This window comes from Kribbella sp. NPDC055071, assembly GCF_053608045.1.
Map to the genome: position 1 here is coordinate 98,981 of NZ_JBSGUS010000017.1, position 14,422 is coordinate 113,402.

Consider the following 14,422-nt stretch of genomic DNA (forward strand, 5'->3'; position numbering starts at 1 on the left):
CTGGAGGCTGTTGATGACACAAGCAGGAGCTGGTCCCGCCGCCGCGACGAACGGCCGGTGGCGGCCGTTGGGTTTCGGGGAGGCGACGATCACCGGCGGCTTCTGGGCGCCGCGCCAGCTCCGCAACGGCGAGCGCGCGATCCCCAGTGGACAAGACCAGTTGGAGGCGGCGGGGAACCTGCACAACCTCCGGCTCGCGGCCGGCCTGGCAGAGGGCGAAGCGATCGGCCCGATCTTCGCCGACTCCGACGTCTACAAGTGGCTGGAGGCGGCCGCCTGGGAGTACGGGCGCCGTCCGAACGACGACCTGCTCGCGCGCATCCGAGACCTCACTGCTGTCGTCGCCGCCGCGCAACGCGAGGATGGCTACCTCGACTCGGTCGTTCAGATCCGGTACGGCAAAGAGGGCCGCTATCAGGAACTCGTTTGGAGCCACGAGCACTACTGCGCCGGCCACCTCATCCAGGCCGCCGTCGCCCAGGTCCGCTGTACCGGGGATCGCGCGCTGCTCGACGTCGCGATCAAGCTCGCCGACCACCTGGTCGCGACGTTCGGCGACGGCAAGCTCGTGGACATCGACGGACATCCGGTGATCGAGATGGCGCTGGTCGAGCTGTATCGAGAAACCGGTACGACGGCGTACCTCGACCAGGCGAAGTGGTTCGTCGAGGCGCGCGGCCGCGGGATCATCACGAACCACGGCCATGAGCCGGCGTACTTCTCCGACCGCGTTCCCGTCCGCGAGGCCACCTCGGTCGAGGGACACGCGGTCCGCGCGGTCTACCTTGCCGCCGGGGCGACCGATGTCGCACTCGAGACCGGCGACACCGAGTTGCTCGCCGCGCTGCAGCGGCAGTTCGAGCACATGTGGTCGACGAAGACCTATGTCACCGGCGGTCTGGGGGCGCGCTGGGACGGCGAGGCATTCGGCGACGAGTACGAGCTGCCTTCCGATCGTGCGTACGCCGAGACCTGCGCCGCGATCGGCGGTATCCAGTGGGCCTGGCGGTTGCTGCTCGCGACGGGTGATCCGTCGTACGCCGATGCCATCGAGCGGATGCTCTACAACGGCTTCCTGGCCGGAGTCTCCTTGACGGGAACCGAGTACTTCTATGTGAACCCACTGCAGTTGCGCGGGGGAGCCCAGGCCGACAACGGCCGCAGCCCGGCGCACGGCCGACGCGGTTGGTTCGACTGCGCGTGCTGCCCGCCCAACATCATGCGCACCCTCGCCAGCCTCGACGGATACCTCGCAACCACCGCCGACGGCGCGATCCAGCTCCACCAGTACGCCGCCGGAACGATCGTCGCCGGAGATGTCACGTTGACCGTAGCCACGGCCTATCCCTGGGACGGCGCGGTCCACATCACCTCGCCGACCCCCGCGCTGGTCGAGCTGAGAATCCCAGCGTGGGCCGAAGGCGCCACCGTCAACGGCAACCCGGCCCAGCCCGGCACCTACCACCGCATCACGTCCAACGACATCACGCTGCTCCTCCCCATGACCCCTCGGACGGTCGCACCCAACCCGCGCATCGACGCGCTCCGAGGCTGCATAGCCCTCGAACGCGGACCACTGGTCTACGCCGTAGAACAAGCAGACCAGCACACGAACGTAGACGACCTCCACCTGTCGCCCTCAGCACAAATCGCGACCACCCACGACCCAGCGCTACTGGACGGAGTCACCGTCTTGACGACCGACGGCCGATCCGCGCAGGCCCACCACCCGGGCTGGCCTTTCGGCCCAGACGCCCCGGACGAACTGGGGGATGAGGTCAAGGTAGTAGCAATCCCGTACTACGCCTGGGCAAACCGAAAAGTCGACGCCATGCGCGTCTGGATCCCTCGGGCCTAGTCTTTTCCCTCGCGCCCATCTCGGACCGCACCCCGGAAAGATCGAGGAAAGCACGGGGCACGATTCTGTGGCTGCGGCAAATTTATCTGAGACTGGGTCTCGATCGGACGACCTTGATTTCTTGAGCGGCTTGCCGGCGTACTGGCCAGGATATAAACGACTGACGGGCCATGGCGCCGGCAAGGCAACTTCTTGTGCGGGTGAGCGGACCTCGGCGCTATTTCTGCGGACTACCGAGGTACAGGGCAGCGGATACCAGCGCGACGATCGCACCGATGATGGTGACGGCGATCGATCCCGTCATGAGATAGAGGGTTCCGACCGCAGCGAGCGCGGCGGTGATGACCGTCACGACTGCCTGCGGACCGCGGGGTCCCGGCTGGGTCGGCGTGTTGTTGCCGGACCCGGGGATTTGCACTTCGTCGTTCATTTCGGTGCCTCCTTGAAACTTCCGCGCGACCATCCTGATGCGGTCAAATGGGTCTCAATCAACGCTGGCGTCAGATTGATCGGTTTCCACCGAAGGGGGCGGTCCATCGTGGTTTCCGACGTACGGTGTGGAGGTTCTTGCCAATGTGACCCGAAGGCCGTAGGATCACGAGTCGGTAACCAGAGATTCGGCTCCCCGGGGAGGCCGGTCCGGTTGGTGCTCGAGATTCAATAGCAGCGAACACGTACAGGCCTGTGTGTTCACGTCCAGGGTAAGTCAGGTACGGCTCGCTGAATCTTGTCGCAGGTTTTTTCCGCTCTTCGAGCATTGGTCCAGCGACGTCTTTTGTTGTTAATGTTGCCCCCCTGTTGTCTGTTGTCGTCGAGCGTCGTCAGTCGTCGTCGGGGATCGTCGACTGTTGTCGTGTTGGGGGTTGAGTGGCCGGGGAGCCAGGGGACGGGACGCCGGATGGAATCGAGTCCGCGCTGCGCTGGCTTGCGACCAGGCGGCAGGCGGTTCCGCTCGAGTTGCTCCATCGCGCCGTTCAGGATGCGCCCAATGGGTCGGCGGTCCAGCTCGCGCCACTGCTGAGCCCGACCCTCGACCTTGTCGACGCGAGGCCCGAGCCGCGAGCGCTGGCAATCTGGGGCCTGATCGTGGATCTGGTGCAGCAGGTCGGAGCCGACCGCCGATCGCGCCGGCGGAACGTTCTCGTCGCCGCGTTTCGTCTCGCCCGTCCGCCTGAAGTGGTCGAGCCGTGGGGACCGACGCTAGACGCTCGTTTCAAGCAATTGCTGGCACTCAAGGGTGTGTACGGAGATCCTCCGCCCACTACCATCACGCCGATGCATCAAGCCTGGAAGCAGGCACTCGACGAGAACCTCGTGCCCGGCATCCGCGCCCGGCTCGCCGAACTCGCACTCGAGGCGCGCGGATGGGACCGCTACATCGAGCTTGCCCGCCAAACAGAACTTGAGCTCGCACACGACACCGAGTTCAACCTCGGGGCACCGGGACAACCTGCGGGGTACCGTCCACCGTCACCTGGCGCTCAGCCGGTCTTTGTCGACCTGTTCGTGACAACAGTCTTCATGAAGAAGCGCACCGCCTACCGACGCATCACCGAGCGTCTGATCACCGCCCAGACAGACGACCTCGATGGCTACGTGGCAAGGGCTCTGGCGTCTTCGGTCGGTGATCCTCCTGAGCTGTCGGTGCGTCCCCTCTGGGGCTGCACCGTTGAACCGGCCTCACCGGTCCAGGCCCGCTCGACCGTGGTGGTCCGGTTGAAGTTCGCACATCCGCTGGCCCGCGGCGAAAAATACTTCTTCTCGTCTGAAGCGATCGACGAGCACCTCACGGCGCCACCTCGTATCGCGGTGAATGTAGAGGTCGATCATCACGGAATAGCGCCTGGCATGCGTCTCGGCGGGCATATCCCGGTCGGTGGCCTAACGATTCGGATCCGCTTCGACGAATCGGAGTTGCCGGAGGCGTGTTGGTGGTATGCCGAAGCCACGGATCGCGAGAGACGCGAACAGCCGCCGGAGGGCGATCCGCACCTGCTGGACGTCGTGGGCGGCGCGGTGGAGCACACTTTTGCCGATAAGTGTCACCCGCGAGAGAGCTACGGCGTTTCGATTATGTGGACCGCCGAATGATGTGCTAGACAAAGCTGTCAATTTAAGCGAGAGGGAGTGTGACAATGTCTGGCGGCGGTGGAGACAGTAGCGGTAACTGAGCGCCAAGCTTGGTCGGGAAACTGCGCTGGTGATTATGCCGCGCAGCTTTCCTCTGCGGTAGAACTGTCCCCGTAGCGGAAAATGAATGATGTTCGTCATTCTTCCCGCCTTCTTCTCGTCACCAGTCGCTCCGAGCGTACTGCCTGGGTGACAGACCACTCCTTCGCCGGCGGGCTGCCGTCTAGAAGGTTCCCGACGCAGCGCACAGTCCTTCCCCGATTCGCCTAGAGGCTTGGGCGGATTTCGTGGTTGGCGTGGAGGGTTGCGTGGACTTCGCCTACCTGGCGGCAGAGGGCCATGAGTTCGGTTTCGTTGCGGACTTGCTGTTTGGCTTGTGGGCCCAGGGCGTTGATGTGGTCGCGGGCTCGGAGTAGGCGCTGGAAGATGCGTTCGCGTTCGGCGGGGTCGTCGGTGTACTCCGTGTCGAGGTAGGCGTTGGCGTCGCGGCGGATATGGGCCATCGCGGTCTGGGTGCGCCCGCGCGTGCTGAACAGAGACGCGAAGATCGTGACCAGCAGGACGACCAGGATCACCACCAGCGACAGGCCGGTGCTGATCTCCATCACCTCGACGTGGTTGCCGCCGTTGACGAACGGCAGGTTGTTCTCGTGGAGGGCGTGCAGGATCAGTTTGGCGCCGATGAACGCGAGGATCGCGGCCAGGCCGAAGGACAGGTAGATCAGCCGGTCGAGCAGGCCGTCGAGCAGGAAGTACAGCTGGCGGAGGCCGAGCAGGCTGAACGCGGTCGCGGTGAAGACGATGAATACGTTCTGTGTGAGGCCGAAGATGGCCGGGATCGAGTCGAGCGCGAACATCAGGTCGGTGCCGCCGATCGCGAGCATCACCAGCAACATCGGCGTCATCATGCGTTTGCCGTTGACCCGGGTGGTCAGCCGGTCCCCGTCGTACTCCTCGCTGGTGCGGATCAGCTTGCGGCTCAGGCGGACCACGACGTTCTGCGCCTGGTGGGACTCTTCGGTCTCCGGTTTGAGCATGTTGCCGGCGGTGATCAGGAGCGCGAGCCCGAACAGGTAGAAGACCCAGGAGAACGTGTGCAGCAGCGCCGAGCCGACGAAGATGAACGCGGCCCGGGCGATCAGTGAGACCACGATGCCGACCAGCAGGACCTTCTGCTGGTTCTCCCGGGGGACGCGGAAGCTGGTCATGATGATCAGGAACACGAACAGGTTGTCGACCGAGAGCGCCTTCTCGGTGATGTAGCCGGCGAAGTACTCCGAGCCCATGTCGGTGCCGCCGATGACCAGCATGCCGAGCCCGAACAGGATCGCGATCCCGACGTAGATGCTCGACCAGACCGCGGCCTCGCGCAGCGTCGGCACGTGCGCGGACCGGACATGGAAGAAGTAGTCGAACAACAACAGCCCGACGATCGCGAGCAACGTCAAGATCCAGACCAGCGCGGAGACGCCCATGGCCCAACCCAACCACGCCGGTCATCCCCGAACGACCACATCCATAAATTTGCCTAAAAGGCATCTTTGCCTAATCGGCAAACTCTGGTAGCTTCGGGGTATGGCCGAGGGATTGCGGGAGCGGAAGAAGCGGGAGACGCGGATCGCGCTGAGTTGGGCCGCGGTCCGGCTCGCGGTCGAGCACGGGTACGGCAACGTGCGGATCGAGGACATCGCCGCCGAGGCCGGAGTCTCGCTGCGGACCTTCCGCAACTACTTCACCGGCAAGGCGGACGCGATCGCGGCCCGCGAGGTCGACCGGATGTTCTCGATCGCCGAGGAGCTCCGCACGCGGCCTGCCGACGAGCCGCTGTGGGTCGCGATCCGCGCCGCGATCGAGGCTCGGTACGCGCTCGGTGCTTCGGACGACGGCCGGTTGCCGGACGAACACTGGCTGGCAGGCATCCGGCTGATGATGTCCGAGCCCGCGTTGCAAGGCGCGGTCTCGACGGCGCACGCCGCCGCTGCGGACGAGCTGACCGCGGCCATCGCGGAGCGGACCGGCACGCAGGGGCTGTACCCCCGGCTCGTTGCGGAGGTGATCGGCGCGGCCAGATCGGTCGCGACGGCGGAGTGGCTGCGCGCCGATCCGCCGCGGTCCATCTCCGACCTGTTGCACGAGGCCCTCGACCTCCTGGCCGCCGGGCTTCCCGAACCTCACTAGACCTCATCAACTCAAGCAAGCCCCCGGCCGGTCGCCGGGGTGCTCAGTCATGCCTCTTCGAAGGGAAATCTGCCATGGATATCGATGTCGTCATTGCCGGAGCCGGCCCGAACGGCCTGATGCTGGCCGCCGAGCTCCGCCTGGCCGGGATCACCCCGATCGTGCTCGAACGCCTCCCCGAACGCAGTGCAATCCCGCGCGCCAACGGTCTCACCGGCCAGGTCATCCGGATGCTTGACCGCCGCGGTCTGTACGAACGCCTCAGCGGTACGCCGGGACCCCCGCAACCCGCTCCCGGGTTCGTCTTCGGCGCCATGCCGCTCCACCTCGACGCACTCGACGAGAATTCGATGTATCTCCTGCCCACGCCACAGGCCCGGATCGAGGAGGTGCTGCAGGATTACGCCCTCGAGTTGGGCGCCGAGCTCCGCCGCGGTCACGAGCTGCTGGGATTCACCCAGGACGAGGACGGTGTCACGGTCGAGATCTCCGGCCCGGATGGTCCGTACTCACTCCGCGCTCGTTACCTCGTCGGTGCGGACGGCGGTCGCAGCCTCACCCGGAAGCTCGCCGGCATCGACTTCCCCGGCATCACCAACGACACCATGGTCTCCCGGTCGGCCAACGCGTTCCCGCCGCTCGACTACATCGACCCCGACACGGCCGTCCTCACGATCCCTGGGTACGGCGAGATCCGCCCGATGCTGCATCACCGCACCGAGCGCGGCATGTTCGTCTGGGCGGCCTTTTCCGATCGGCTGCCAGTGATCAGCACCGGCGAGTGGGACGCCCCGCCCGACGGTCCGATGACGTTGGCCGAGCTGGAAGACAGTGTGGAGCGGGTGCTCGGCGTACGCGTTCGGTTGACCGCACCTGACGGGGACGGTCCGCACCTGTTGCGGCGGCTCGTCGGCGGCAACAGCCGGCTCGCCGATCGGTTCCGCGCGGGCCGCGTCCTGCTGGTTGGCGATGCCGCACACGTGCACTCGGCGATCGGCGGGCCCGGTCTGAACCTCGGCCTGCAGGACGCGGTCAACCTGGGGTGGAAGCTTGCCGCCGAGCTCCATGGCTGGGCGCCCGAAGGCCTCCTCGACACCTACGAGTCCGAACGCCGGCCGGTCGGTCAGCGGGTCGTGATGCACACGCAGGCCCAGTCCGCATTGATTGCCCCAGGCAAAGAAGTGACCGCACTGCGCGAGCTGTTCGGCGAACTCCTCACCGATCCGGCGAACCTGCAGCGGATCGCCGACCTCCTGTCCGGCGCCGACATCCGCTATGGCGGCGGTGCAGACATCCGCTCCGCGGCCGCTGACGGCTCGCATCCGCTGGTCGGCCGCTGGGCACCCGATCTGATGGTCGGTACGTCGAGGCTCGCCGAGCTCACCCGGTCCGCGCGTCCGCTGCTGCTCGACCTCACACCGGGCGCCTCCTTCGCGGCGACCGTCAGTACAGATCGCGTCGACGTGATCGCCGCGCCTGCGGACACCACAATCGCCATGCTGGTCAGGCCGGACGGCTACGTCGCCTGGGCGGCCGACCATGCTGGCGAGGCGGAGCAGGAAGGCTTACGGACGGCGTTGAGCGAGTGGTTCGGCGTACCTCAGGACCGGCCCTTGACCAGCGCGACAAGGTAGCGGCAGGGCGTCGTACCCGGGTTGTGGAACGTGGTCGCCGACGGCGGCCCGAGCTGCAGGCAGTCGCCGGTGTGCAGGTCGTGGATGGTCGGGCCTTCGTGGAAGCGAAGCCGGCCGGAGAGGATCCAGAGTTGCTGGTACTTGAAGATGTAGGCGTCGGCCGGGTACGAGACCGAGGCGCCGGGAGGCAGTTCGACCTCGACCAGCTCGAGCGGACCGTCGGTCACCGGTGAGACGGCTCGCCGCTGGTAGCCGGTGGCCGGGTCGGTCCAGATCGGCTGCTCGGCGGCTCGGCGGAGGAGGTCGCCGGTGTTCTCGGCGCGGGCGATGAGCTCGGACAGCGTCATGCCGAGGGCACCGGACAGCCGGCCGAGCAGGACAGCGGTCGGCTGGGCCTCGCCGCGTTCGATCTTGCCGATCATCGCGCGGGAGACTCCGGAACGCTCGGCGAGCGCGTTCACGGACAGCTCCTGCGCGATCCGGGCGGCCTGCACGGTCGCCGCGACGGAGAGTTCGTCAATCACCTTGCCACTATAGCGTCACTTATGACTACTATCGTGACATGGCAAAGATCAGAGATGCCTCGGCGGGCGATGCCGAGGCGTGCGCGGCGATCTACGCGCCGTACGTCACCGGGACGGCGATCACGTTCGAGATCGAGCCGCCGACTGCTGCGGAGATGGCCGGGCGGATCGCCGGCGCGCAGGCAAGCCACGCGTGGTTGGTGCTGGAGGACGACGGTCGCGTGGTCGGGTACGCATACGGCGGTCCGTTGAAGACGCGACCGGCGTACCGGTGGTCCTGCGAGGTGAGCGTCTACCTCGAGCTCGGCCGACGGCGGACCGGTGGTGGGCGCGCGCTGTACGAGGCGCTCTTCGAGCGGCTGACCGAGCGCGGCTTTCGTACGGCGGTTGCCGGCATGACCCTCCCGAACGACGCCAGCGTGGGTCTGCACAAGGCACTCGGATTCGAGCCGATCGGGACGTATCGTCGGATCGGATGGAAGCTCGACGGCTGGCACGACGTGGCCTGGGCACAGCGGGAACTCGCCGTACTGCCTGACCCACCGGCCGAGCCGCGTTAGTCCCCCGCGTCGGAAGTTCCGTTAGCGATAGCACGGGCTGGTGGCCGATCCGGCCGGTGGACTGATCGCGACGGTGACCCTGCCGGAGGCTGACCTCGTCGCCAGGTGAGGATAGTCAGGTGACCGACCCTCACCTGACTATCCGGCGCGCGATCGAATCCGATGACGCCGCCTTGCTGGAGATCGACCGGACCTCCTGGGACGCAACGTCCGGATTCCCGTCCTACCAGGACGTCATCCACGACACCTTCTTCGCCCGCACCGGCCCGGAGGCGCATCTGGTCGCCGAGTACGACGGGGTGGTCGTCGGCTACCTCCGGCTACAGGACAAGTACCCGTTCCCCGAAGGCTCCGGCGTCCTCGCCATCAACGGCCTCGCCGTCGCCGAGCACGCCCGCGGCAAGGGCATCGCCGGCACGCTGCTCGAAGCCGCCGCCGACGAAGGCCGCCGCCGCGGCGCCCGCAAGATCAGCCTGCACGTCCACGCCACCAACACCCCAGCCCGCCGCCTCTACGAACGCCACGGCTACACCCTGGAAGGCACCCACCCCGACGAATTCCTCATCGAAGGCACCTACACAGCAGCCCTAGACATGGCCAAAACCCTCTAACGACTGATCGTCGGCGAGAAGATGTTCCAGATGCTGCTGTTCCCCTGCACATAGACCCGGTACCGCCGGGTCTTGTTCGGGTAGTAGTTGTAGGTCACCTGGCCGACGCCGTTGGTCGTGACGTACGCGAGGCCCTTCCACGTCGTCGTACCGATGTCCTGGTACTGAATCAAGACCCGCTTGTTGGCCCATCGGATGTAGCGGTTGGACTGTGGCCGCCAGTAGGACACCGTCGTGAGCAATGCGGTCCGTGAGCCCTTTCGGCCCCCGGTGAGGGCTACAGCAGAGGCGCATCGCACCACAGAGGTGGCGGACGCGAGGTCGGCCACCTTTACCCCCTGGGCGTTTGTCGCGGCCCCGGCAGATTTCCAGGTGACGGTGCCGAGGGGAGGGGCCGTGCCGACAACATAGAAGCCGACGAAGCGGTTGCCGTTCAGGAATTCCAGCCGGCCCCCAGGAGACGTCGTAGCGTACGGCGTGCTCTTCCACACCGCCGTGTTGATAGTCGTAGGACAGTCCGACCCCAACGAGGCGTGCAAGTATTCAAGGCTCCCCGTGATGCTTATCCGCGAGGGTACTGAGAGCGAGCACGTTGCGGTTGCCTGCTGAGTGGCCGCCTGCGCGGGCTGTGTGGTGACCAGGCTTGAGGCCAGTAGGGCGCTGGCGAGCATGACTTTGTAGAGCTTCAAGAGTTCCCCCTCTTGGAAGTGTGGGGGAAACCGTAGCGGGTGGAAGGAATCGACCTCCCACCCGCCTGGTGATGCTGCGATTACGGCGTGAGGCCGTGGGAGCGGAGCCAGGGGTCGGGGTCGATGGGGGCGCCGCCGTTGGGGAGGACCTCGAAGTGGACGTGGGGGCCGGTGGTGTTGCCGGTCATGCCGATCGCGCCGACCTTGGTGCCGGCCTCGACGGTGTCGCCGACCGAGACGTCGAACTCGGACATGTGGCTGTACGACGTGACCGTGCCGTCGGCATGACGCACCTTCACCTGGCGGCCGTAGGCGCCTTCGAAGTCGGCCTGGATGACCTCGCCGGCCATCACGGACAGGACCGGCGTACCCATCGGGGCCGCGAAGTCGAGGCCGGTGTGGTTGTGGGCCCAACGCCCGCCGGCCTGGTCGAAGCGAGCGGTCAGGTGGTAGCCCGTGGTCGGCAGAACGACCTTCGGTGCCGCCTTCGCCTTGGCGATAGCGGCAGCCTTCGCCGCAGCAAGTGCCTTTGCCTCCGCAGCAGCCTTCTTCGCGGACGCTGCCTTCGCGGCAGCCAGCGCGAGTCCCCGGCGCTGGGTCAGCGTGGCCGTCGCGGCCAGCTTCGCCGAGCGCTGCTTGGCGAGCTGCTCGGCCTGGGCTTGCCGAGTCGCGGTCAGGCCAAGATCGATCCGGGAAGCGTCCCGCGAACCGAGGTCACGCCGTTCGACGCGGGCCGCCGTCAGAGCGCTGGCCTGTGAGGGGCTCAGTCCAGTGCTCGGGGAGGAGGTGGACGGTCCGGCCGCGGACGAACTGACTCCGACGGCGGTCGTCCCGGCTGCGGCGGCCAGAGCGGCGGTGAGGCCGATCAGCTGCGCGCGGCGGCCGGCACCGCGGCGAGGGGAACGGTGCTTACCCGCCCGGCCCGGTGCAGCCGGTCGACGGGGTGCCGGCCGTTCTACATCCGGCACGTCATGGTGAGGGGGCACGAGAAACCTTCCAGGGAGAGGCACGCCGTCGCTGAGGGGGTGCGACAGCTCATCGACCATAACGACAAGGTCACGGACGCCTCAAACACAGATTGCGAACAGATGAACGAATTCGCGCACGCTCGGTAAGGACCCCTTGTCACCGCGTGCCCGCCCAGGCGTGAACCACCCGGCTCGATCGACGGATCGAGCCGTGATGCGGATCACCCGGTGAATGGCGTCGATCAGCACCCCCGGACCGGTATAAGCCGGGGCCTCAGCCGTACGTCGGGTGCTGCGGCCACCCCTGCGGTGAGTCCTCCCAGGCTTCCTGGCGGCCGTACGGCGCGAGGTCGAGGATGTTGTTCACGAACAGCAGTCGGTCCACGCCGCGCTGACCGGTCGAATAGGTGCGGTACACCTCGTCCCCGTCCCGCAGGAACATGCTGAACAGGAAGCCGCCGCCCGCGCCACAGTCCGCGGAGAACGTCGTACCGGCCGATGAGGCGAACGGGACCGACCAGCCCATCTGCTTCCAGTAGCCGGCCATCTGGTCGAGCGGCATGTCCGACACCGTCGCCCAGGCCACGCCGTCCGCCGAGAGACCGCGGAGGTCGGTCACCTGCCTGGTGAATGCCGTGCAGCCAGGGCAGAAGTGATCCGGCCCGACGTTCATGAACTGATAGAGCGCGAGCTGTGGCCGGTCGCCGAAGAAGTCCAGCAGTGTCACCGGCCCGTCCGGCCCAGCGAACGTGTACTCGCCGAATCGCACCATCGGCAGCCGCCGGCGCTCCGCCGCCAACCGGTCCTGGGCTCGCGTGGCCTCCTTCTCGCGCAGCAGCAGGTCGTTTCGCGCCTGCTCCCACTCCGCGGCGGAGACCACCGGAGGCAGTGCTTTCGCATCACTCATGTCCTCGTCCTCTCAGAGAGTCTTTCGAAGGTACGACGGAGCGGAGCTCCCGCTTTCGACATCGGTCGGCCGGAAAAGTGGTCAGATCTACCGCGGGGAACCGGTATGCTTTCCGGGACGGACTGAGGGGCCTGCACAGTGCGGTCGGCTCGATTTCACATCGGGGCGACGGACCGTGTAATCTCTCTCCTCGGCCCGCCCCTTTAGCTCAGTCGGCAGAGCGTCTCCATGGTAAGGAGAAGGTCTACGGTTCGATTCCGTAAAGGGGCTCTGAGTACGACGTCTCACCCGGTCCGCCGGGTGGGGTGGCGGACTTACCCGGCGGGGTAGCTCAGGTGGTTAGAGCACACGGCTCATAATCGTGGTGTCGCGGGTTCGACTCCCGCCCCCGCTACCCACCAACGCAGTATCTCGAGAGTGCGATCACCCAAGTTGCGCACTCCTGAACACGAAGAGGCAGCAGTGGCCAAGTCAACCGACGTCCGCCCGAAGATCACGCTGGCGTGCACGGTCTGCAAGGAGCGCAACTACATCACCAAGAAGAACCGGCGGAACGACCCGGATCGTCTTGAGCTGAAGAAGTACTGCGCTCGCTGCAACGACCACACCGAGCACCGCGAGACCCGCTGACCTCAGCAGCTTCGCGAGGGCCGCTTCGGATTGCCGAAGCGGCCCTTTCGCTATGCCCTCTTTTGGTGCGAGGTCACACGGTCAGGATCGGGCGGCCGCCCTCGTAGGCGGTGAGGCGCTCGTCGCGGGGAGTGAGGCAGCAGGAGCCGCACACAGTGCCGGTGCCGACCTCGCTGGTGTAGTAGAGACAGCAGGTGTTGCGCAGGTAGACGAGCTTGCCGGCGGCGGTCGCCACCTCGCCGAGTCGGGCCAGGCCGCCGGGTGCCTTGGCCACGAAGGTCTGCCAACGTTCGAGCAGGTACGCCGGTTCCACGGTGACGTCCTCGCGAGTCGCCGCGCAGAACCCCATCGCGCACCCAGCCGCCACACCGCCATGCAACTGACGGACGCCGGCGCGGGTCCGGCGGTGGAGCTCGGCCGACAGCAGAAGCAGGTGCTGGCGGAGGACAACGTCGTACAGCGTCTCCAGTCCGCCCGGTAGGAAGCTGGCTGAGCGCACTGCGACGGCCGCCAGCCCATGTCCGTCGTGCGGCCGGACCCAGAGGTTGTGCGGGCGGATGTCGAGGACGTGGCCTTCCAGCGCCCACAGGAGTAGTGCGGCCGCGGGGGCGCGGCCGGCGTAGAAGGACAGGAAACTGAGGGCGTTCGCGTGGGCGCTGCGGTGGCTACTGGCCTCGTCGTCGCGCTTGAGCAGTTCGGTCAGCTCGGGGCCGTCCGGCTCCAGAATCCGGTCCACTCGCAGCCACTCAGGCCCGGTCGGCTCGCCGATGCGAAGCTCGTACCGAGGCGCATACCTGGCCAGCGCCGCCACTGCCGTCACGTTCAACCTTCCCCAGTCCCGGTCGTACAACAGAGTGGGTGGCGGCACTCAGTATCTCAGTGTGCCAGTAGGGTTGTCCGATATGACGATCGACGCCACGATGGTCGGCCGGAGCTACTCGGCCGCCGAGTCGTACCAGGTGGGGCGGGAGAAGATCCGCGAGTTCGCCGATGCGATCGGCGACGGGAACCCGGCGTACCGGGGGGACGACGCGGTCGCGCCGCCTACCTTCGCGTTCATGCTCGGTAGCCGCGCGCTGGAGCAACTGCTGAACGACGAGGAGCTCGGCCTGCGGCTGGACCGGATCGTGCACGGCGCGCAGAAGTTCACCTACACGCGCCCGATCAAGGCCGGCGACGACATCGCGGCGACCGCCACCATCACCACCGTCCGCAAGGCCGGGGACGTCGAGGTGATCATGTACGAGACCGCCCTGACCACGGTCGCCGGCGAGCTCATCGCCACCTCGGCCTCCACGATCTCCCACAACCGGGCGGACGCATGAAGACCGCCGACGTTGGCCTGGAGCTTCCGCCGCTGACCGTGACGCTGCGGCGCGACGACCTGGTTCGGTACGCCGGTGCGAGCGGCGACTTCAACCCGATCCACTGGAGCGACCGGATGGCGTCCGCGCTCGGGCTGCCCGGCGTGATCGCGCACGGCATGCTCACGATGGCTTCCGCGGTCCGCGTGGTCACGGACTGGCTGGACGACCCGGCCGAGCTGGTCGAGTACGGCGTACGGTTCACCAAGCCGGTCGTCGTACCGGACGATGACAAGGGTGCGAGCGTGACGTTCTCGGCCAAGGTCGACAAGGTCACCGATGGGCTGGCCGAGATCGACATCACCGCGATCGCGGGCGAGGAGAAAGTGCTCGGCCGGGCCAGGGCGGTCGTGCGCGTCCAGTGAGAAC

Annotated in this window: 16 protein-coding genes and 2 tRNA genes; 11 read left to right on the forward strand and 7 right to left on the reverse strand. The window is 66.8% G+C overall.

Features of this window, described 5'->3' with window-relative positions; translation table 11 throughout:
• Positions 1 to 13 precede the first annotated feature (13 nt).
• Entirely contained in the window at positions 14 to 1,858 is a 1,845-nt protein-coding gene (locus ACWF4Z_RS26805; RefSeq protein ID WP_452245910.1) for a glycoside hydrolase family 127 protein, read from the forward strand.
• 217 nt (positions 1,859 to 2,075) lie between these two features.
• On the opposite strand, the gene ACWF4Z_RS26810 is transcribed toward ACWF4Z_RS26805, so the two are convergent.
• Positions 2,076 to 2,288 carry a hypothetical protein gene (locus ACWF4Z_RS26810; protein WP_452245911.1) on the reverse strand — a complete coding sequence of 71 codons (213 nt, stop codon included), beginning with the start codon at positions 2,286 to 2,288 and terminating at the stop codon, positions 2,076 to 2,078.
• 437 nt (positions 2,289 to 2,725) lie between these two features.
• Here ACWF4Z_RS26810 and ACWF4Z_RS26815 point away from each other — a divergent pair, with 437 nt between their 5' ends.
• The gene (locus ACWF4Z_RS26815) at positions 2,726 to 3,949 is read left to right on the forward strand and encodes a hypothetical protein (RefSeq protein ID WP_452245912.1); all 1,224 of its coding nucleotides are present in this window, start codon (positions 2,726 to 2,728) and stop codon (positions 3,947 to 3,949) included.
• A gap of 305 nt (positions 3,950 to 4,254) precedes the next feature.
• On the opposite strand, the gene ACWF4Z_RS26820 is transcribed toward ACWF4Z_RS26815, so the two are convergent.
• Positions 4,255 to 5,463, reverse strand: coding sequence for a TerC family protein (locus ACWF4Z_RS26820; RefSeq protein WP_452245913.1), 1,209 nt, complete (start codon positions 5,461 to 5,463; stop codon positions 4,255 to 4,257).
• Between the two features lie 100 nt (positions 5,464 to 5,563).
• Between ACWF4Z_RS26820 and ACWF4Z_RS26825 the strand changes: the two genes are divergently transcribed.
• Positions 5,564 to 6,166, forward strand: a complete 603-nt coding sequence (locus ACWF4Z_RS26825) for an acyl-CoA-like ligand-binding transcription factor (RefSeq protein WP_452245914.1) — start codon at positions 5,564 to 5,566, stop codon at positions 6,164 to 6,166.
• Positions 6,167 to 6,240: 74 nt separating this feature from the next.
• Entirely contained in the window at positions 6,241 to 7,800 is a 1,560-nt protein-coding gene (locus tag ACWF4Z_RS26830; protein WP_452245915.1) for an FAD-dependent monooxygenase, read from the forward strand.
• Here ACWF4Z_RS26830 and ACWF4Z_RS26835 read toward each other — a convergent pair.
• Positions 7,767 to 8,324, reverse strand: a complete 558-nt coding sequence (locus ACWF4Z_RS26835) for a helix-turn-helix domain-containing protein (protein WP_452245916.1) — start codon at positions 8,322 to 8,324, stop codon at positions 7,767 to 7,769. The two genes, ACWF4Z_RS26830 and ACWF4Z_RS26835, sit on opposite strands and share 34 nt — an antisense overlap.
• Before the next feature lie 38 nt (positions 8,325 to 8,362).
• Between ACWF4Z_RS26835 and ACWF4Z_RS26840 the strand changes: the two genes are divergently transcribed.
• Together ACWF4Z_RS26840 and ACWF4Z_RS26845 are read left to right on the forward strand one after the other, a co-directional pair.
• The gene (locus tag ACWF4Z_RS26840; RefSeq protein ID WP_452245917.1) at positions 8,363 to 8,884 is read left to right on the forward strand and encodes an N-acetyltransferase family protein; all 522 of its coding nucleotides are present in this window, start codon (positions 8,363 to 8,365) and stop codon (positions 8,882 to 8,884) included.
• Between the two features lie 119 nt (positions 8,885 to 9,003).
• Positions 9,004 to 9,495 carry an N-acetyltransferase family protein gene (locus ACWF4Z_RS26845; protein WP_452245918.1) on the forward strand — a complete coding sequence of 164 codons (492 nt, stop codon included), beginning with the start codon at positions 9,004 to 9,006 and terminating at the stop codon, positions 9,493 to 9,495.
• Here ACWF4Z_RS26845 and ACWF4Z_RS26850 read toward each other — a convergent pair.
• The 3 genes from ACWF4Z_RS26850 to ACWF4Z_RS26860 form a co-directional block, all read right to left on the reverse strand.
• Positions 9,492 to 9,668 carry a hypothetical protein gene (locus ACWF4Z_RS26850; RefSeq protein WP_452245919.1) on the reverse strand — a complete coding sequence of 59 codons (177 nt, stop codon included), beginning with the start codon at positions 9,666 to 9,668 and terminating at the stop codon, positions 9,492 to 9,494. The two genes, ACWF4Z_RS26845 and ACWF4Z_RS26850, sit on opposite strands and share 4 nt — an antisense overlap.
• Positions 9,669 to 10,264: 596 nt before the next feature.
• Positions 10,265 to 11,170, reverse strand: coding sequence for a M23 family metallopeptidase (locus ACWF4Z_RS26855; RefSeq protein ID WP_452245920.1), 906 nt, complete (start codon positions 11,168 to 11,170; stop codon positions 10,265 to 10,267).
• 256 nt (positions 11,171 to 11,426) lie between these two features.
• Positions 11,427 to 12,059, reverse strand: a complete 633-nt coding sequence (locus ACWF4Z_RS26860; RefSeq protein ID WP_452245921.1) for a DUF899 family protein — start codon at positions 12,057 to 12,059, stop codon at positions 11,427 to 11,429.
• A 197-nt stretch (positions 12,060 to 12,256) separates the two neighbouring features.
• On the opposite strand from ACWF4Z_RS26860, the gene ACWF4Z_RS26865 reads away from it, so the two are divergent.
• The 3 genes from ACWF4Z_RS26865 to rpmG all read left to right on the forward strand — a co-directional run bounded on the left by ACWF4Z_RS26865 (position 12,257) and on the right by rpmG (position 12,689).
• A tRNA-Thr gene (locus ACWF4Z_RS26865) sits at positions 12,257 to 12,329 on the forward strand.
• A gap of 50 nt (positions 12,330 to 12,379) precedes the next feature.
• Positions 12,380 to 12,453: transfer RNA gene (locus tag ACWF4Z_RS26870), tRNA-Met, on the forward strand.
• Between the two features lie 68 nt (positions 12,454 to 12,521).
• Entirely contained in the window at positions 12,522 to 12,689 is a 168-nt protein-coding gene (rpmG, locus tag ACWF4Z_RS26875) for a 50S ribosomal protein L33 (RefSeq protein WP_209692755.1), read from the forward strand.
• A gap of 73 nt (positions 12,690 to 12,762) precedes the next feature.
• Here rpmG and ACWF4Z_RS26880 read toward each other — a convergent pair whose 3' ends face one another.
• Positions 12,763 to 13,509, reverse strand: a complete 747-nt coding sequence (locus ACWF4Z_RS26880; RefSeq protein ID WP_452245922.1) for a hypothetical protein — start codon at positions 13,507 to 13,509, stop codon at positions 12,763 to 12,765.
• Between the two features lie 82 nt (positions 13,510 to 13,591).
• On the opposite strand from ACWF4Z_RS26880, the gene ACWF4Z_RS26885 reads away from it, so the two are divergent.
• A complete protein-coding gene (locus ACWF4Z_RS26885) occupies positions 13,592 to 14,014 on the forward strand; it encodes an FAS1-like dehydratase domain-containing protein (protein ID WP_452245923.1) in 423 nt (140 codons plus the stop codon).
• Positions 14,011 to 14,418 (forward strand): MaoC family dehydratase, encoded by a 408-nt coding sequence (locus ACWF4Z_RS26890; RefSeq protein WP_452245924.1) that lies wholly within the window; start codon positions 14,011 to 14,013, stop codon positions 14,416 to 14,418. Before ACWF4Z_RS26885 ends, ACWF4Z_RS26890 begins: the two co-directional genes overlap by 4 nt.
• Positions 14,419 to 14,422: the final 4 nt, after the last annotated feature.